Origin of the sequence: Hymenobacter miniatus, assembly GCF_016427455.1 — a bacterium.
Lineage (GTDB): Bacteria > Bacteroidota > Bacteroidia > Cytophagales > Hymenobacteraceae > Hymenobacter > Hymenobacter armeniacus.
In genome coordinates this window covers 1-18177 of sequence record NZ_JAELXR010000025.1, presented here as the reverse complement: position 1 = coordinate 18177, position 18177 = coordinate 1, and the positions used below count along the sequence as shown (strand labels likewise).

At 59.7% G+C, this 18177-nt stretch carries 20 protein-coding genes; 6 read left to right on the top strand and 14 right to left on the bottom strand.

Translation table 11 applies throughout. From position 1 onward, the window contains the following. Positions 1-380: 380 nt before the first annotated feature. Positions 381-1001, top strand: a complete 621-nt coding sequence (locus JAO73_RS22660) for a TetR/AcrR family transcriptional regulator (protein WP_198979619.1) — start codon at positions 381-383, stop codon at positions 999-1001. A gap of 52 nt (positions 1002-1053) precedes the next feature. On the opposite strand, the gene JAO73_RS22655 is transcribed toward JAO73_RS22660, so the two are convergent. Continuing rightward, positions 1054-1470 carry a hypothetical protein gene (locus tag JAO73_RS22655; RefSeq protein WP_198979618.1) on the bottom strand — a complete coding sequence of 139 codons (417 nt, stop codon included), beginning with the start codon at positions 1468-1470 and terminating at the stop codon, positions 1054-1056. An 864-nt stretch (positions 1471-2334) separates the two neighbouring features. On the opposite strand from JAO73_RS22655, the gene JAO73_RS22650 reads away from it, so the two are divergent. Beyond that, positions 2335-2715, top strand: coding sequence for a hypothetical protein (locus JAO73_RS22650; protein WP_198979617.1), 381 nt, complete (start codon positions 2335-2337; stop codon positions 2713-2715). Positions 2716-2894: 179 nt separating this feature from the next. Here the strand turns inward: JAO73_RS22650 and JAO73_RS22645 are convergent, their stop codons facing one another. The 10 genes from JAO73_RS22645 to JAO73_RS22600 form a co-directional block, all read right to left on the bottom strand. Continuing rightward, positions 2895-4013, bottom strand: a complete 1119-nt coding sequence (locus JAO73_RS22645) for a Fic family protein (RefSeq protein ID WP_198979616.1) — start codon at positions 4011-4013, stop codon at positions 2895-2897. A 55-nt stretch (positions 4014-4068) separates the two neighbouring features. Beyond that, on the bottom strand, positions 4069-4683 hold the full coding sequence (locus JAO73_RS22640; RefSeq protein ID WP_198979615.1) for a recombinase family protein: 615 nt from the start codon (positions 4681-4683) through the stop codon (positions 4069-4071). Between the two features lie 160 nt (positions 4684-4843). Further along, positions 4844-5296 (bottom strand): hypothetical protein, encoded by a 453-nt coding sequence (locus JAO73_RS22635; protein WP_198979614.1) that lies wholly within the window; start codon positions 5294-5296, stop codon positions 4844-4846. A 112-nt stretch (positions 5297-5408) separates the two neighbouring features. Then, on the bottom strand, positions 5409-6524 hold the full coding sequence (locus JAO73_RS22630; RefSeq protein WP_198979613.1) for a PDDEXK nuclease domain-containing protein: 1116 nt from the start codon (positions 6522-6524) through the stop codon (positions 5409-5411). 715 nt (positions 6525-7239) lie between these two features. Next, positions 7240-7665 carry a hypothetical protein gene (locus tag JAO73_RS22625; RefSeq protein ID WP_198979612.1) on the bottom strand — a complete coding sequence of 142 codons (426 nt, stop codon included), beginning with the start codon at positions 7663-7665 and terminating at the stop codon, positions 7240-7242. A gap of 112 nt (positions 7666-7777) precedes the next feature. Beyond that, positions 7778-8140: a hypothetical protein gene (locus JAO73_RS22620; protein ID WP_198979611.1), complete on the bottom strand. Its 363-nt coding sequence runs from the start codon at positions 8138-8140 to the stop codon at positions 7778-7780. A gap of 930 nt (positions 8141-9070) precedes the next feature. After that, positions 9071-9910: a DUF3800 domain-containing protein gene (locus tag JAO73_RS22615; RefSeq protein ID WP_198979610.1), complete on the bottom strand. Its 840-nt coding sequence runs from the start codon at positions 9908-9910 to the stop codon at positions 9071-9073. 136 nt (positions 9911-10046) lie between these two features. Beyond that, positions 10047-10586 carry a hypothetical protein gene (locus JAO73_RS22610; protein ID WP_198979609.1) on the bottom strand — a complete coding sequence of 180 codons (540 nt, stop codon included), beginning with the start codon at positions 10584-10586 and terminating at the stop codon, positions 10047-10049. A gap of 7 nt (positions 10587-10593) precedes the next feature. Then, entirely contained in the window at positions 10594-11850 is a 1257-nt protein-coding gene (locus tag JAO73_RS22605; protein WP_198979608.1) for an ImmA/IrrE family metallo-endopeptidase, read from the bottom strand. Between the two features lie 136 nt (positions 11851-11986). Next, positions 11987-12658, bottom strand: coding sequence for a recombinase family protein (locus tag JAO73_RS22600; RefSeq protein WP_198979607.1), 672 nt, complete (start codon positions 12656-12658; stop codon positions 11987-11989). Between the two features lie 206 nt (positions 12659-12864). On the opposite strand from JAO73_RS22600, the gene JAO73_RS22595 reads away from it, so the two are divergent. Continuing rightward, positions 12865-13251 (top strand): nuclear transport factor 2 family protein, encoded by a 387-nt coding sequence (locus JAO73_RS22595; RefSeq protein WP_198979606.1) that lies wholly within the window; start codon positions 12865-12867, stop codon positions 13249-13251. A gap of 137 nt (positions 13252-13388) precedes the next feature. On the opposite strand, the gene JAO73_RS22590 is transcribed toward JAO73_RS22595, so the two are convergent. After that, the gene (locus JAO73_RS22590) at positions 13389-14252 is read right to left on the bottom strand and encodes a sigma-70 family RNA polymerase sigma factor (RefSeq protein WP_198979605.1); all 864 of its coding nucleotides are present in this window, start codon (positions 14250-14252) and stop codon (positions 13389-13391) included. A 157-nt stretch (positions 14253-14409) separates the two neighbouring features. Further along, entirely contained in the window at positions 14410-14709 is a 300-nt protein-coding gene (locus tag JAO73_RS22585; protein ID WP_198979604.1) for a hypothetical protein, read from the bottom strand. A 302-nt stretch (positions 14710-15011) separates the two neighbouring features. On the opposite strand from JAO73_RS22585, the gene JAO73_RS22580 reads away from it, so the two are divergent. The 3 genes from JAO73_RS22580 to JAO73_RS22570 all read left to right on the top strand — a co-directional run bounded on the left by JAO73_RS22580 (position 15012) and on the right by JAO73_RS22570 (position 17678). After that, positions 15012-15803 carry a ParA family protein gene (locus tag JAO73_RS22580; protein ID WP_198979603.1) on the top strand — a complete coding sequence of 264 codons (792 nt, stop codon included), beginning with the start codon at positions 15012-15014 and terminating at the stop codon, positions 15801-15803. A 46-nt stretch (positions 15804-15849) separates the two neighbouring features. Further along, positions 15850-16131 carry a hypothetical protein gene (locus JAO73_RS22575; protein ID WP_198979602.1) on the top strand — a complete coding sequence of 94 codons (282 nt, stop codon included), beginning with the start codon at positions 15850-15852 and terminating at the stop codon, positions 16129-16131. Between the two features lie 371 nt (positions 16132-16502). After that, positions 16503-17678 (top strand): replication initiation protein, encoded by a 1176-nt coding sequence (locus JAO73_RS22570; RefSeq protein WP_198979601.1) that lies wholly within the window; start codon positions 16503-16505, stop codon positions 17676-17678. A 138-nt stretch (positions 17679-17816) separates the two neighbouring features. On the opposite strand, the gene JAO73_RS22565 is transcribed toward JAO73_RS22570, so the two are convergent. Next, positions 17817-18177, bottom strand: a 361-nt coding sequence (locus JAO73_RS22565; protein ID WP_198979600.1) for a MarR family transcriptional regulator, incomplete at its 5' end; no start/stop codon positions are given.

Sequence of the window (18177 nt, the reverse complement as noted above, 5' to 3'; positions counted from 1 at the left end):
GTCGGGGGCCGGGGGCGCCTCCGCCGCGGCCATGCGCGCGGCCAGCCAGGCGGCGAAGTCGCCCAGGCCCGGGGCGCGGCCGGCGGCGGCACAAGCGGCGGCGTAGGTTTCCCAGTGCTGCAGCACCGGCACGGCGCTCGAGGAAGGGAAGGGGAGGGGCATAGCAGGCCAGTAGTACGGTTTGGGACAAACATACTGCCAAACCGTATGACCTGCGCGGGGCCGCGGGTTCCGGTTCGCTGCGGCCCCGTTGGGGGCAACGCCGACGAAATAGCCCTCAGTGATGAACGCCCGCGGCGCCGGCGAATGACTGCCCAGTCAGCCGATTGAGTGTTCAGTCACCGCCGTATCTTCGCCTTTTCACCGCTCTTCTGTTGGCCATGCCCGACGACAAACGCACGCGCCTGCTCGAGGCCACCTGGGCCTGCGTGGCCCGCGCCGGTTTCCACGGCGTCACCACCGCCGCCATCGCCCGCGAGGCCCGCGTGGCCACCGGCACCTTCTTTACCTACTTCCCCGGCAAAGAAGCCGTCCTCGACGCCGCCCTGCACGAAGCCACGCGGCGCCTGACCGGCGGGGAAGGAACGCGCGGCCCCGCCGCGCCCGCCGAGTGGCTCTACCACGCGCTGGGCGAGCGCTGGGAATCGTGGGCCGTGAACGCCGCGGCCCACCCCGGGGCCTTCGCCTACTGGGCCCTGTACTGGCACACGCCGGCGCTGCCCCGCGGGGCCGAGCAACTGCCCTTCCCCGCGCTGCGGCGCTTGGACCAGGTGCTGGCCCACCGGCGCGGGCTCGCCCCGGCCGAAGGCCGGGCCCTGCTCGGCTTGTTCGCCTGGCACTGGGAAGGCGCCGTGCGCTGGCTCCGGGCCCTGCCCCCGGACGCCGGCCCCGGGCGCCGGGAAGCGGTGCTCACCGCCGCCTTCGAGGCCTGGTGGGCCCTGACCGGCCTGCCCAAAGACACGCCCCTGGCCACCGACCTGCCGCCCACCGAGCCCGCCTGACCGGCGAGCAAGCGTGACCGCTAACCGCCCCTTTTGCTGAACGCCTCTTGGTCTACCTGTTACAGCCTTGGCCCGAATACCGCCGGTCACTTTTCTGGCACTTATAACCCACTTTGACTTGTTGCAGAGCCCATTGTCCGTGATTACTGACAAAGGTGAACACGCGGCGCTCGGCGTAAACCTCGTCATCGAGCACGTCTTCCTCCGTGGCGATTAGCGTCACGACCCCGTTGAGGTGATGTACTTCCTGGTAGGTGACCGGGCCGGCCTCGCGCTCGGGCGTCCCGAGCAAGTGTTCGACGATGCGGCGTGGGGTGCTGGTCCAGGGCTGTGGTCTTCCTTGCTCGATTTGCCGGCGGTACGGCTCCAGGGGCTCCGTGCGAAAGCTGGCTGTTTCGTCACTCCACTCGCACCCCGTGTCCGCTACGCAGAGCAGCAGCGCAAGGAAACAAAGACGAAAAGAACCCATGTTGGCAAAGTAACGCTCCTTTTACTGCTCGGACCCTTTGCGTGGACGATGGCTCGAATTGCTAAATGCTCAGCAGGCGCGGGTTTAGTCTACATTGGGGTACCAATCCCCTGCAAACAGCCAGCAGGCAACGAGCAACACCCACACGACCCACAGATGGCGGGCTGATGGCTTCCGGAGTGCCGCATACAAAACCGGCAGTGCTAGCAACAGGACGGAGGTACGCGCGACAGCCCAGGCAATGCGCAGACGAGGAACGTCACTGGCAGGCTCCAGCACCATTCCGTTGGCTGGGTCGGTGGCCCGGCCAGGCGGGTAGTGCCAGAGTACGAAGCCGACCAACACGACCGTACTCAACAGCAGGTAAAGAAGGGTTTGGCGGTTATCTCTTTCTATCACCCTTGCAAAGTAGCGACTCTAAATCCTCGTTATGCCTAGGGCCCGCGGAAAAGTGCCCAATCCGGCGTCGAACGCGGGCCCGCGCGTTAAACGAGCGGGGCGAAAGGACTTTCTCGTACTTACTAGGAGCAACTCGTACTTACTAGGAGCATCTCGTACTTTCCAGGAGCATTGCATCGGTGCCAAGCGCCTCTCGTACTTTCTAGGGCTTTCTCGTACTTACTAGGGGTTGCTCGTACTTACTAGGGGTTTCTAGGGCTTTCGCCAAGTCCTAGAAACTCCTAGAAAGTACTTTCGCCCCGCGGCCGGCAACCGCACGGGGCGAGCGGCGGGGGCCCGCTTCCAGCGCCACTCGCCCCGACGGGCGACGGGAATTCATGGCAGGGGCAACCGGCGAAAGCACCGTTTCGTTGAACTTGCCCTTCTTTGGTGGCCGTTGAGCTTACCAATCCCGTTTACCCACCCATGCGCCCCTTAACCGTTACTTGGCAGCCCTACGACCGTCTGGCCACGCACGACCCAACCCTTGACTTGGGCGGACTGGGCGGTTTTTTCAAAGAGGGCATGCGCTGGCCCGACTACTTGGAGGCGTATGAGCCCGAGTGGCACGCGCACCTAGAAGCCATCCGGCTATCCATCGTCGCCAACCGGGTATGGGGCGGTGGAGACTGGCACCAAGAAAGTGCGGCCGGAGCCCCCCTACTGAGTGACGGGCATTACCTGTGTACCACCTACCGAGATTGGGGCGACTTACTGGCGGCCACGTGGAGCAGCGAATTGAACCGCGACTTTAGCTACATGGACTTCTACATTGATGTCCGGTTGCCTGCTCGGCCGTTTGAATAACGCTCCTTTTACCAAACGAACTTTCTGGATAAGTCATTTACGCAAAGCCATGAGCCTATTGTGAGCCCATTGCTTCACCGCAAAATGTGTATTTAGAAGCCAATGAGAGGGTTTTAAGACTTGCTGCTTCGGGGCTCTGAGCCCATGGTGAGCCCTTTCGCGGTTGCCCGGCAGGTGACTTATCGGGCCTCTGGTTCGGGCGCCAAGCGGTAGCTGGTGCTGCGCCCGCCGGCGCCTTCGCGCACCAGCACGCCCTTGGCCAGCAGGTCGGCGATGTCGCGCCCGGCCGTGTCCTGCGAGCAGTGGGCCATGCGCGCCCACTTGGCCGTGGTGAACTTGCCCTCGAAGCCGTCGAGCAGCCGCGCGAGCAGCTGCCGCTGCCGGTCGGTGAACGCGGTCTGCCGGTGGCGTTCCCAGAAGCGGGCCTTGGCCAGCACCTGCCCCAGCGTCTGCTCGGCCGCCTGCAGCGCCCGGCCCAGGCAGCCCAAGAACCAGTCCAGCCAGGGCGTGACGTCCAACGGGCCGCGCTGGCTGGTTTCGAGCAGGTCGTAGTAGGCCTGGCGCTCGGCCTGGATCTGGGCGGACATGCTATAACACCGTTGGCCCGTGCCGTCGGCCCGGGCCAGCTGCAAGTCGGCAATGGCGCGGGCGATGCGCCCGTTGCCGTCGTCGAAGGGGTGAATGGTCACAAACCAGAAGTGCGCCAGCCCCGCTTTGAGCACGGGGTCCAGGCCCTGGTCGGCGTTGAACCAGGCCAGGAACTGCTGCATCTGCGCGTCGAGTTCCTCGGCGGCCGGCGCGTCGTAGTGCACGCGCTCGCGGCCCAGCGGCCCGGAGACGACCTGCATCGGCCCCGTGCGCCACGCGCCCACCTGCAGCGGATACAGCCCGCTGTAGCCCGTGGGAAACAAGGCCGCGTGCCAGCCGAACAGGCGTTCCGCGGTGAGCGGTTCGGCGGCCCGCTGGGTGGCGTCGAGCAGCATGGCCACCACGCCTTCCACCCGCCGGTCGGCCGGGGGCAGTGCGGCCTGCTCCAGCCCCAGGCGCCACGCGATGGAGGAGCGCACGGAAGCCGGGGGCAGCAGCTCGCCTTCGATTTCGCTCGATTTGAGCACGTCGAGCGTGAGCGTACGCAGCGTGGCTTCGGCCCGCAGGTCCACGCCCAAGGCCTCGAGCCGGCCCAGCAGCCGGCCTTGTTGGTGGCGCACGGTGCCCAGCAGCGCTTCCAGGGCCGCCGGGTCCCAGGTGAAGGCCGGCCAGTCCGGCCGTTGGTGAATATAGGGGCCTAATCTCCGCATAATCTGCGGTGAATATACCGCCTATTCGCCGCATGTCCAGGCGCCGGTGCTTGTTTTAGGGGGCGGGGGTGGCCACGGGGCTGGGCAAGGGCTGAACGTGCAGAGCTACGCCGCGGTGGTGCAGGTACTTGTAGAAGGTGGCCTTGCAGATGCGCAGGCTCCGGGCCATGTCGTCGACGCTGAGCTCGCGGGCCTTGTAGAGCAGTTCGGCCGCGCGGGCCGTGCGCTGGGCTTCTTCCGACAAGCCCGGCTTGCGGCCGCCGACGCGGCCCCGGGCGCGCGCCGCGGCCAGCCCGGCCAGGGTGCGCTCGCGGATGAGCTCGCGCTCGAACTCCGCGAGCGAGGCAAACAGGTTGAGCACGAGTCGGCCCTGGGCGGAAGCGGTGTTGATGGCGTCGGTGAGCGAAATCAACCCGATGCCGCGGCGCTGCAACTCGGCTACCAGGTCAAGCAGGTGCTTGAGCGAGCGCCCCAGCCGGTCGAGCTTGTAGATGTAAACCGTGTCGCCCGGGCGCACCTGCAAGAGGAGCTTGTCGAGTTCGACCCGGGCGGCCAGCGCCCCGGAGGCTTTCTCCTGGTAGATGAGCTCGCACCCGGCCTGGGTCAGGGCGTCGAGTTGGAGTTCTAAATTCTGGTCGCGGGTCGAGACGCGGGCGTAGCCAATATTCATGCAGCGGAGTTTACGAAACTCATCTGCTAACGCAGTTTCGTAAACTTTGATTGGTAGACGGGTTTCTTAAACTCGACAATGGCAGGAAAGCCCATCCCAAGGCCTCTGCAGAACTTGCTGCCTGTCTAGATTAGCGGTCCACGGAAAGGAGCGTTTCAACTTAATCAGGCGTCCACTCATCGGTATGCCGGTACCGGCCTAAATTCACTGCATCGAAGGCATCTTCCTTTGTGGAATGTAGGCGCACACCTAAGGCCTCAAGCACCGCATTGATGGCCCCATACGTAGGCCCTGCGACGAATTGTCGGTTTCCTCCTTGCCACAGGACTGCTGTTTGCTCGCCGTGGCCGCCGAAGTACTCGGCTTCCAGGTAGCCCACGGTCGCGGTCCCGATATGTTGCAGGATGCGAGCTTCCAAGTGGGCGGTTAGAAAGTAACTGGGCACGACCGCTTCCGATGGCTGGCAATTGGTCAGCCCGTCAATTACGTCCTCCAGCAACGGCATCAGGGAAAGGCCCTGCCCTAACTCGACGAGCACTGCTTGGGGAGCGGCTTGAACAACGGGAAGCAATGCGTCAGCGTGGCCCACCAAGGCACACAGGGTATAGCCCATACACGGAAAGCTAAATAAGGAGGCGTAAGGAATTTTGAGCCGGAAGATAGGCCACTCGGTGAACAAGTGCGACCAATGCCCTTAGTCTACTCAATTCACGAAAACGGTAATTTCAGTTGTTGCGCAAGCGTTCTTGCTCTTCCCGCACCAACTGCTGCAGCTCCGCTTCCGACGGCAGGTTTACCTGGTACTTGCTGACGAAGAGTTGCTCGGCCAGGCCCGTGGTCGCGTAGCGCACGAGCGTGTCGTTCTTCTGCGCGCACAGAATCAGCCCCACCGGCGGGTTGTCGCCTTCGGTCATCTCCTGCTCGCGGTAGTAGTTCAGGTACACGTTCATCTGCCCCGCGTCGGCGTGGCTGAACGCGCCAATCTTCAGGTCCACCAGCACGTGGCACTTCAGGATGCGGTGGTAGAAGACCAGGTCGATGAAGTAGTGCTCGTTGTCAAACGTAATGCGCTTCTGCCTCGCCTCGAAGCAGAAGCCCCGCCCCAGCTCCACCAGAAACGTCTGCAGGTGCGCAATAATCGCCGCTTCCAAGTCGCTCTCGCTGTAACGGGCCCGCTCCTCCAGCCCCAGGAATTCCAGCACGTAGGGGTTTTTCACCACGTCGACCACCGCCAGCGGCTGCGCGCCGGCGTGGCCGGCCAGCACCGCGGCCTTGTCGGTCGAGAGCCCCGTGCGCTCGTACAGCGCGGACTCAATGGCCCGCTTCAACTCCCGCACCGACCAGCTGTTTTTCACCGCGTGCACCTCGTAAAACGCGCGCTGCAGCGGCCGGTCCAGGGCCAGCAGTTCCAGAAAGTGCGAGAAGCTCAGCCGGTTCAGCAGCAACTCCGGCGCCAGGCCCGGCAGGGGCTGGGAGTCGCCCGCCGGGACCGGCGCGGCCGACGGGAAAGGCGTCGACGCGTCCCCAAAGCCCGTTCGGTGCAATTCCGCAGACACCGTCTGCAACATCCGGGGGTAGGCCCGGTAAAATTCGCGGCACTGGTACAGCCGCCGTTCCGCGAGCCCTTTGACGCCGTGCAGGCGCCGCGCCAACTCCGGCAGCAGGCGCTCGCCGTACGCGGCCCGGTCGCTGCCGCGCTGCTCGTACTCGGCGATGTGCCAGCCGATGAGCCAGTTGCGCACCGTCAGCCAGTAGTTGATCTGTTGCGCGGCCGCTCGTTGCGTTTGGGCGTGGAGCTGCCCAATCTGTTCCGCCAGCCGCGAAAGCGTCGTTTCTTCCATCGGGGCCAAGTTACGCGGGTCCCGTGGGTCTGCCGCGAGGCGGCAACCACAAAAAAGCAGATTCTTTACCAGAAAATTGGCCCCGACTATCGTTCACTTTAACGGTCCGAAGAGCCAAAGCAAGCTTATCGCCGCTTCTTTCTTACCTCCTGCACCCCGCAGGCCACGAGAATGAGCAATGCCAAAAAGAAGGGAAACAGCCGGCCCCACAGGGGCAACGCCGTCGGCGTGGAATAAAAGGGCCCCGCGGCGACGAGAGCCGGCCGCGTCCACAGCACGGCAGCGAGCAACCAGGCCCACCCGACAAGACGTAGTTGCATCAAACGAAAGCAACGCCTGTTCCGGCAAAGGGTGGATAGCCTCGTGCGCCATGCGACCATGTGGCGCGGCAGGCCCTTTCTCTCCGCCACGAGCCGGTCAGTACACCGAGCAGACGGGTGCCTGCTCGGTGTACTGACCGGCTTGTCGCTGCGCTTACGGCTTGCGCCGCGTGCTTCACAAGTGAAGCCAGCAAAGCCCCGGCTGCTGGACGCATCCGGGGCTTCGGAATAAGGTAGACAAGAACGCGCACCTCCACGCGACGCCTCGAGCGGGGCGTGGCTCGCCCGGTGGTCAGGAGCTGACCGACTGCGGGCCGGGGCCACGGGGAGGCCCTAACCGTGCGCTTGCGTCCGGGCGGGCGGGCGAAGAAGCGGGGGCCAGCACCACAAAAACATCAGTCAATGTTCTGCTGGTATCCCGTTCGCTGGTTCCACTCTATGGCCCTTCGCAACCCGGGCTGGCCGGGACGCCCGCCGGATGCCGATGACACACGGAAGGTGTAGTCGACCCATTTTCCTGCGGGAATCACCCGGTCGGTTAGGTCCACGGACCCGCCCTGCCAGCAGGACGACCCGTCCCCGTTGTTTTGGTAGGCTTCGTTTTCTTTGAGTGTGATGGGGAAAGGATTCATGTTGGCGATGAATATGTGATAGGTCCAGCCCCAACAGGTCGCCCCTTCTCGTTGGAAATCCGACACGAGGCGCCAGGAGACGGAGACTTTTCCTCTGGATTGCAAGCTATAGTCCCCTTGCGCGTGCGCGGAATAAACCGTGGTCAGGAGCAGGAGAACGAATGCCGTTTTGAACAGGGAAGGTTTCATGTCATGAAGGGGAAAAGGTGGCACAGGGTGAAAACACGCGTTCGGCTTGCCGTCGGGTGAACGCCGCCTTGTCGGCCCCGCAAGCCGGCCTTTCGCCGGGCTAGGCGCCGGCTCACTTGTCGTACCACGTGTGGGCAATGTAAACCCCCTGCCCCCCGCGTTCGAGGCACTCATTTTTCGCCCGGGTCTGGGCATCCGTCGCATTCGAATATCCGCCGGAAGCGCCGACCGTCCGGACACCGGCCGCCGTTTGGCCAATCGCAATGGCTCCGTACCCTTTCGAACCCGTCGAATAGATGGAATACGGGCTTGTGCCCCCCATGCTTTGGCACCGCTGGTAGGCGCAGTTGGCTACGTCGTTGTTGCCGTAGCAATAGCCGTACGCGCCGGTTTGCGAGCACAAGTAGGCCGCCATCTGCGCTTTTCCTTGAAACGAAGCGGCAATTAACAAAAAAGTGAACGCGGCGATTTTCATGGTGAGGAGGTTTAAGTGGGGCATGCTTTGGGGAACGTGAGGCAACCGCAGCACATGGGAACCGCTGACGGCCTGCCCCGTGGCGCTCCCGGGCAGACAACGCCGCGACGCGCACGGGACTAATTTGACTCTAATGTAGCAATCGTTATAGTAAATACAAAAGTATTAATATTTATATTAATAAAATATTTTATCTCCAATGTTCTATTCCCATAAATGGCTTGAATTCATGCCCGTAATGGCGTGTGTCAATGCTTGTTGATTTCCCGTGCGGGCAGTTGCCATAAGCGGTGCCCCAGGGGCAGCAAATGGGCCAACTGAGGCAGGACGGACGCCCATCCTTTCGTGCGGCACCGGCAAAAGGATGGGCGTTTGCTTGATGCCACAAAGAAGCCCCGGCGGCGGGACACCCCCGGGGCTTTGGTAGCAAGAGGAAACGAAGGGCTGGTTGAACCGCAGCCGCTCGAATGGCTCAACGCAGCGGGGGGGCGAGGGCGCGGACGAAACGGGGCACGGGCGGAGCGGTTGGGGATGAGGAGCGGTTGGGGATAAAAGGTATGACCAGGCCCACCACGATCCCGCCGCGACAAGGGCGGGAGGTACGGGCGCCGTGACGGCCTTGAGGCCCGGCCGTGGCGGTCGTTCGAAAAACCCACTGCGCCACCAAGCCCACCACTCATTCTACGGCCGCTTTCAGACGCGATCCGTTTCATTCGAGAATAGGTAGAATTTCGAATGAGCCTCTGAAAAACAGGGTTCTCTTGTCGGCCACGCAAAGCGGGAAACGCTCCTTTACAGGAGCAAAACTTTTCCTAGCCAGAATATGTACTACATTTGCACTGTACATGTATTTGTACAAGAGAAGCCTCTGTACTCACCGAAGCCTTGCGTTGCACGCGAGAGTCGTCGTAGGTGGTGCGGGGGCTTTCTTTATGTGGTCTCTTCAGGTGCTGGAAGCTGTCCGGTGGGCGTTTGGCGGTGGAAGTTCCAATGACGGTAAGGCTGTTCCCAACTTGCCTCAGGGGTTGGCCTGCCTGTGCTGGCTCCGATGTTAAAGCGTGGATAGAGCGCAACAATGCGCTTGTGGATGTGCTTGTACAGTTTTTCCTTCGCCAAGGTGCGTTTGCCGCGGTGGCGTTTGCCAGGCGGTATTTCGAGGTGTTGCTTGTTAAGGCGAAAGGCCATGGCGCCCAGGACCACGTCTAGGCACTGCAGCAAGGGGTGATGAGAAGAGTCAACTTCGCCAATGGCGTCGGCAGCGATTTGAATGCCGACGTTTTGAAATTCTGGTTGCTGGGGCAGCCGCAACAAATAGTTCTTGAAAATCTGGTTTTTGGCTTCTTTGTCCGGGAGTTTATCGAAGAATAATTCCAGATGATTGGCTCCCTCTAAGGGAACAGGCATGTATTGCAGACCGAAAGCGTGCTTGAGAAACTGGTAATACAGTAAGTGGTACTGATGCTGCCGTTGGTAAGTGGTTAAGGCTGCGCCAGGAGCATGCAGATTCTGCGTGAACATGATGCGTACTTTAATATGACCGGCGTCAACGAAGTCAAAAAAGTAGTCGATCAGGTCTTGATAGGCAGATAGCAAAAACTCGTTGGTTTTCGTCCACTTTACCTCGCCCGTTAGCCCTAATTCCGCGAATTTGTCCTGCAACAGGGGGATGAGCAGGCCGGCAATTCGACTGTCGATGATGAGTCCTCCGTAGAAGTCCGAAAATAGGCGGCCCCGCAAAACGGACTCGTCGCAGTAGATGTAATAGCGCATCAGTTAAAATGAGTGCGCCGGGTAGCGTGCGAACACGACCCGGCGCTCAAAAATAGCAATTGGGAAAGGTGGAGGGCATTATTGCCGCATAAAATCATGTCTAGAATTCTCATACTGACCCACAAAACGGTTGTGGCTAGCGGAAGCGCATTTGCTTGTTGAGGTCGTAATATTCTAGGAAGATGTCGTAGGCGCTGCCGCCCCGGTCGGCCCAAGCCTGCGTTTTCTCATATGCGATTCGCGCCAGTGAGGGTTTGCCCTGTCGGCTATCGGCTCCAATGGTACCCCCGCCCGCAGGGCGGTCCACGCCGTCGCGCAGCAGTAGGTTTTTCTCGTCGTACACCATCTGGCGCAGCTTTTTCTTCTCTTCCTCATCGCCGCGCGGCAGCCCCAGCATAAGCAGGCGGCGAATGGCATAATATAGGTCGTAGGATTCCTTCTGGTTGTGCTGGTCGCCGGCAAATTCGGCCCCAAACGGCTCCTCTTGTGTTTCTTCTTCCGGCGAAAAGGCAAAGGCCCCTTGCCGACCTTCCGCTTCCTCCTGTGCGTCGTCCGACAAGCGCTTAAGTCGGGCCAGAAAGTCCAACTCCTGCGCGTCACTTTCCTGCTTTTCGGAATCGTACGGTTGGTTTTCGTCGAACTCGTCTTCGTTCGGGAGGTCGTAATTGTTTTTCATAAGGAGCCTAGGCAACAGGTTGTTGAGTGGATTGGGAAATAGGAGCTAGGATGCTGCGCACCTCGTCGCCCTCAGTGGCCAGCGAGGTATCCATCGTTAGCCAGGGTGCCCGGCTCAGTCCAGTGGTGCACACGTCCGATTTGGGCATGAAACGGCCGTAGAACTGCCACCCCGTCTTATCTTGCTTCTCGCTCAGCTCCATGGCGTAACGGTAGTAGATGATGGAAGGGTGCACGTTGTTCTGCGCCGCGTAGGTGTTCACAAACGACTCGACGTTGATGTAATTCTTGATATAGTCGTACTTCAGCCGCGGCAGCAGCAACTCGTCAGCGAACTGGTTGGCCTGCTCTTCCAGCAGGAATAAGTCTTCCACCCCTTCCGTCAAGTGGTACTTGATAACCGCCAGCTTATCGAGGTGAAACAGGACGTGGCCCAGCTCGTGTAGCAGCGTAAACCAGAGCCGGGGGTAGCTCTTAAAGTGGTCCGTGATGACGATGCAGGGCTTTTTGTTGATGATAAACGTGCCGCCCTGCACGGCCGTGCTGGGCAGCGCCTTCTGCATAATCACCGTCACGCCCGCCGCGTACAGCGCCCGCATGACGGTGAGCATCCCCCCTCGCTCCTGCCGGGTGTAGCGCCGAATCTGCGTCACCAACTTCTCCACCTGCCGCAGGTCGAACGGGTTCGGGTTCTGCACCCGCTGGAACTGCTGAACGGCCGACATAATCCAGAAGGCCTTCATTTTATCCTCCACCCGCGTGTTGGCCTTGTGATAAAGCACAGCCGCCATCTCGGTGCCGTACTCATACAAGGAGTTCAGCCCGAAGTAGTGCTTGATCCGGTCCCGGATGTGCCCGTAATCCAGCGATTCGATGAAGCCAAGCTTGCGCAGGCGCGCCACGTCGAAGTTCCGCACGATGAAGGAAGCTTCCTTTACACGCTCCACCGTCTTGTAGTCCTCCGCCGGCATCACCGAAGCGGCCACCAGCTTCATGACCTGTTCAATGCTCACATCTAGGAAATGTGCCAACTTCAGAGCCGTCAGCACGTCCAGCTTTTGCAGCGCGCCGGTTACCAGCCGCTCATACGATGTGCGCGTCATGCTCAGAATCTCGCTGGCCGCCTTGGTCGACAGCCCCAGCTCTTCACGACGTTGCTCAATCAAACTCGCTAAAGAAGGGGCATTGGACGACGCCAGCAGCTTTAGCACCTCATCCATCAAGTCGGACGGGAGGTCAGGGCCATTTGCAAAGTTGTCGCTCATAAGGTATGCCAATACTTTTGGCAAATATACGACACTGTACAAAATTGTACAACCATATAAACGCTTAATTTGACGCCTGGACTCCTATAACCTTATGCGCATTCTCACTCTTAAGATGGGAGTGAAGGAATTGCACCTATATGCGTTTCTTTAGCAAGCGTTGCACGGACATCGGGAAAAATCGCTTCCCACGCCGGGTGCGGTAACCGCCATCGTTTAGTTCGTGGGCAATCTGCTGCAAGGTGTGCCCCTGTTTCTGCAGCAACCCCCCGAGCCGGGTGGCCTGCTGGTTCTGCAGGTTGTCCCGGGCGTTGGCCTGTCGCACGGCCAGGCTCTTTTCGATGGCCATCGGCGTCAGGTTAGCCGGCGTGCCCAGTTTGGCTCCTCGCGCCTTTTTGGCCGTGAGCGCGTCCTTGGTCCGTTTGGAAATGGTTTCGCGTTCGTGCTGGGCGATGACAGCAAAGAGGCCGACCGTGAGGGTGTTCGCGTCGGGCATGTCGCAGCAGACGAAGGCCACCCCCGAGTCACGCAAAGCGAAGATGAAGCCCGCGTTGCGGCTGAGGCGGTCTAACTTGGCAATGAGCAGCGTCGCCCCCACCCTTCGCGCCTCCGCAATGGCGGCCAGCAGCTGCGGCCGCTGGTTCTTCTTGCCGCTCTCGATTTCGACGTACTCGGTCAGCAACTGCGCCGGATCTTGGACGAAGGCGCGCACAGCGGCTTGCTGGGCTTCGAGCCCCAAACCGGATTGGCCCTGGCGGGCGGTGCTCACGCGGAAGTAGGACACGTAGGTCGGGAGGGCAGCGGCCATGGTCAGGGTCGGTTTCCCGCAAAGCTACGCCGCATAACATTTGTTAAACGCACGTTTGTTAAACGTTATAACACCCCTCCCCCACTGGCGGGCGATCGGGTAGGTCTTGGGTATCGGGCCCCTGGGCACGCGGAGCACCGACGCGAACAGGCGGCCCACCAACCCCGCGCAGGGTGTTACTTTGCCGCGTTGACGAATGACGCCTTATGTCCACTATTGCCGAAATTGAACAGCTCGAGCGCCGCCGCTTCGACGCACAGGTTGCCAAAGACCTGCCCACACTGGAAGCCATCTTTGCCGACGACCTGGTCTACACCCACTCCAACGGCCACCAGGACGACAAGGCCAGCTACCTGGCCTCCATTGCCAGCGGGCAGAGCCGCTACGACCGGGTCGACTTCGAATCCCTGACGGTGCGGGCCTACAATGACGACCGCACGGCCGTGGTCAACGGGCTGGTCCGGATCGAGCTGGGCCCGGGCGCCGACGGCCAGCCCACCTTCACGCGCATCAAATACGTGGTCGTATACATCCGCACCGACGCCCACGGCTGGCAACTCGTGCTCTGGCACGCCCAAAAGCAGGCGGCGTAAGCGGCGCTTCGCCCTCGCAAGGCCGCCCCGAAGCCACAGAAGCTGGCGCGGCGGTCTCTAAGGTTTCGGGGCGGCCTTGCCAAAATGGTCCACCTCCCGCCCCGGCCGGTCTCCTGGCATGAAACCCGGGCCTGGGGCTAGCCCAAGTACGACTTTAGCGACTGCGAGCGCGAGGTGTGCTGCAGGCGCCGAATGGCCTTCTCCTTGATTTGACGTGCCCGCTCGCGGGTCAAGCCGAACTCCTCGCCGACTTCCTCGAGCGTGCGCGCTGCCTGGCCGTTGAGCCCGAAATGGCGGGTGAGGACGTCGGCCTCCCGCCGCGTCAGGGTCGAGAGAGCGCGCTGCACCTCCCGGCGCAGGGAGTCCCGCAGCAAGCCCGCGTCCGGCGTGTCCGCCGCGTCGTCCCCCATGACGTCGAGCAAGCCGTTTTCCTCGCCCTGCACGAAGGGGGCGTCCATCGAGACGTGGCGGCCGGAAATTTTGAGTGTGTCCGCCACCTCGGCCGTGCTCAACTCCAGCAACTCGGCAATCTCGTCGGGCGAGGGCTCGCGCTCGAACTGCTGCTCGAGCTCGGCAAACGAGCGGTTGATTTTATTCAGCGAGCCCACCCGGTTCAGCGGCAGGCGCACGATGCGGCTCTGCTCGGCTAGGGCCTGCAGGATGCTCTGGCGAATCCACCACACGGCGTAGGAGATGAACTTGAAGCCCTTGGTCTCGTCGAAGCGCTTGGCGGCTTTGATCAGCCCCAGGTTGCCCTCGTTGATGAGGTCGCCCAGCGTCAGGCCCTGGTTCTGGTACTGCTTGGACACCGACACGACGAAGCGCAGGTTGGCCTTGGTCAGCTTTTCCAGGGCCATCTGGTCGCCCTCGCGGATGCGCTGGGCGAGCTCGACTTCCTCGTCGATGGACACCAGGCTCACCTTGCCGATTTCCTGCAGGTACTTGTCCAGCGACTGGCTTTCGCGGTTGGTGATCTGCTTGCTAATTTTTAACTGTCTCATGCGGGAACGGCGTTGCTTCGAAAGGGAAGAGCCCCCCGTAACCCCTGGGGCCGCGGCTTGGTTCGACGGCACGGGCGGCGTAGGCTATTCCATGCGATGCCCCCTCCCCTGCTGATTACCCCAGCCGGTCGGCCCGATAGGGCTACTTTACCCGGCCCTACCCCCGGGCTTGCCCGTCGGCGCATTCGTCGCCCTCCCCCTCCCCGGCCAAGTGGTTGAGCAGCTTTTCGGCATCTTGCTTCAAGTAGGCGGTGCGCACGTATTCGTGGGCCCGGGTGAGAAATGTCACGGCGTAGACGACTTCGCCGAGCACCACTGGGGGCCCTTCGTCGAGCAGCAGCAGGAACCGGCCACGCACGGTGTCGGCCGGGTCGGTGCGCCGACGGGCGTCAAAGGTCACCTGCACATCCGACGAGAGCGGAAGCGTGGTGGCGAAAATTGCGGCGAGGTCCTTCATGGTATGTCAAGGCGTCGGATGATAAAAGTATTCATTTCATATAGGTGAATTCGGTTTATGCCTATGTTTTTTGAAAAGACCTTAAATGCATGCTCTAAGGCTTCCTTTACTCATTCTCAGCTTTTGCAAGCAAAAAATGTCTACTTGATACACATGTTTAACATGTATTACAATTGATACATGATTCACATGTCTTACATGAACTACATGCAAGACATTTCTTAATTTTATTACTTGCTTTGTAAGCAATAGTTTACATACATTTGTTGCTGTCAATACTTCTATAGTAAGCACTGCAAGCCATGAAAGCAAAAAAGACTGGCCCGCCGCCAATGCGGGTGTTGGCCATCACCAACAATAAGGGAGGAGTTGGGAAGACCACGAGTGCCGTCAGTATCGGCGCGGCGCTGCAACGCCAGGGAGCCCGAGTATTGATGGTGGACTTGGACATGCAAGCAAACCTAACCAACAACCTTGGCGGCGAGTTGGAACTTGCTGCGCACGTAGGGGATGCTCTAGTAGGAGCGGTGCCATTGGCTGAAGTAATCCTTACTACCGAGGCTGGGTTGGATTTAGTGCCAGCCGACTTTCGCCTTGCCAGTTACGAGCCAATCATCTACAAGCAGAAGGACTACCATACGCGGCTAGCTACGGCCCTGGCAACAGTGAAGGGTACTTATGACTACGTTGTAGTCGACTGCCCGCCTTCGCTACAGACTTTCACTTACATGGCTTTGGCTGCGGCCGACGCATATCTAATTCCTACTGAGCCGGAGAAATTCGCCTTCGATGGCTTGCGTTTAGTAAAAGAATTGGCTGACCAGATTGAACGACGCATTAACCCTGGGTTACAGTTCCTGGGCGTATTCTTTACCCGCTACAACGCCAAGCAACGCAATTCCATGCACGCGGCAGTGGTGCAGGCCGTACGGGAGGAGTATGGTGAGGAATCGCTGCTACCCAGCGTACGACGCGACGCAGCTGTGGTGCAGTCTCAAGTACACGTAAAGACCATTTACGACCATAAACCTGATTCTAACGCAGCGATGGATTACGCTGCTTTGGCCGAAATCGTCCGGGCCAGGCTGGCCTAATTCATGACCGGCCTCTATTTTCTATCCCACCTCCTTACAAATTCTCATGAATATGCCTCCCAAAGCCACTCAGGATGCCGTCTCTATGCTCCGCAAACCGGGCACTAAGGCACAGCCCTCGCACCAAGCACCGATAGCCTCGCCTAAGCCCGAAAAACCGGTCTATTCACCTTTCAGTTCGCGTATTACAGCTGAGAACCAATTGCGTCTAGAGCAACTGGCTTATTGGAGCCGTGAAGCGAAGGTGGATATCCTCAATGATGCCCTTGAAGCCTATTTTGCCTCCCGGCCGGATAGCCACCAAGCAATACCGGCCAAAAAACGTTAACAGTAATGGGGGCTAAACCGCTGTTTTACAGTAAATAATAGTACAAAAATCGCCGGCGGAATTTTCGCTTTTGTGCTTTTTTTTACCCTAAAAGCTCTCACTATCTGCTACAAAAAAGACGTTATCTTAAAAAAAATAAAGCTGCTTTATTCTTATTAGTTTACTATTATAAGTATTATAGGTGCCGTAACTATTTGATTATCAGTTTATAAAAGAGGGCATCTGCTACAAAAAAGACGTGTATCTGCTACAAAAAGGACGTTAGATACAATGTATCTGCTACAAAAAGGACGTGTATCTGCTACAAAAAAGACGTTGAGACTGATTAACCTGCTACAACAAAGACGTGCTGCTACAAAAAAGACGTTTACATGGAAAGTCTCGATAAAACTGTAGCGCAACACAATGCGCTCATAAATGCCCGTTTCAGCTTTGTGCCGCTGCAGATGCGCCTGTTTTTGGGGCTGCTGTCGCGTATTAGGCCCGATGACACCGATTTTAAGGAACACTTCGTACCCTTGAGCGAGCTGGTGTTTGACCGCCGGGGCGGGTCGGCTTATGAGCAGGTAGACGACATGTGTAAGAAGCTAGCGTCGTTCACGCTATACATTGAGGACTTGGAGGAAGGTACCCGGCGCCGGCGCCGCAAGCCCAGCTTTACCTACATTCCACTGATGTCAGAGGCCCGCTACACGGCCGAGCAGGGGGGAGTGCTAGCAAGTTTCAACCCCAAGATTATGCCCTATCTGCTCCAGTTGCGGGAAAGCGGCAATTTCACCACCGCAGATTTGAAGGAGGTGCTAAAGCTGAAAAGCCCACATGCGTTGCGGATCTACTGGTTGTTGAAAGAGTACGCGGACTTTGGCCGGCGCACAATGACGGTAGAACAATTGCGGTTTGTGTTGGACGTGAAGGAAGGGGAGTACCCCCGTTTCAGCAACTTCAAAGCTCGCATCCTGGATAAAGCACAGAACGAACTCGCGGAAACAGATATGCCATTTACGTTCGAGCTAGAACGGGAAGGCAAAGTGGTAGAACGCATCAAGTTTTTGTTTCATCTGGCGCTATCTGCTACAAAAGAGACGTTACCCACGGCGGAGGCAGAGTGGGGCGCGGCACTCGCCCAAATTGGGCTCAATGCCCGTAGCATCGCTCGCATTGGCCAGCAACTCGCGGAGGGCGATTACGACCTTGGATACGTTGATTTTGTTCTTGACCGCATCCAGAAGCAACATCAATTAGGCAAGGTCAAGCGCATGGCTGGAGCCATCTACAAAGCCTTGGTGGAAAAGTACTTATTGGAGGATTATCAGGAGTTGCTGAAAACAAGGGAAACAAAGAAAAAGCTAAAAGTAGCTTCCGCTAAACCGGCGGAAGTAGTTGCTTACAGGGTTTCAGAAGTACGGGAAATGTATGACAATCCCGGGCCGTACGCAAAGCTGTTGGAGCGCGCCCCAACCTTTGAAGAGCACCTGCAGCAAATCTATTTTAATCAAGGCTTCGCGTACGAACAACGGGATGGCGAAGAGTGGCTGGTAAAGCAATAAGTTGGATTATTGTACCTACTCGTGCCTCCCCGACGTCCCCAACCTTCATTTCGAGCAAAAGCAAGTAAGCATTGCCTAGTACCAACGAATTCTGGCTGATCAACTTTACATAAAATAGCTTCTCGGACCGGCCTGCGCTTAGCCTTTGGCCAGCTGGGGGGCGGACCCCACCGCCGCGTTGAGCAGCTGCTCGAGGCGCACCACCTCGGCCCCGGCCAGCGGCGCCACCAGCGCTTCGGCCGCCGCCGTGAGCCCGGCCGCCGCCGCGGCAAACGCCGCGTGCCCGGCCGGGGTGGGAGCCAGCCGCGCCCGCCGCCCGTCGGCCGGGTCGGGCCCGGCCGCCAGCCAGCCCCGGGCCGCGAGCCGGGCCAGCATCTGCCCCCCGGTCGTGGGCCCGAGCCCGGCGTAGCCGAAGGCCGCCGACTTAGAGCCGCCCGGCCGCTTGACCACCCAGTACAGGAGCAAGAACTCGTCCAGCGTCTGCCTCTCATACACATCT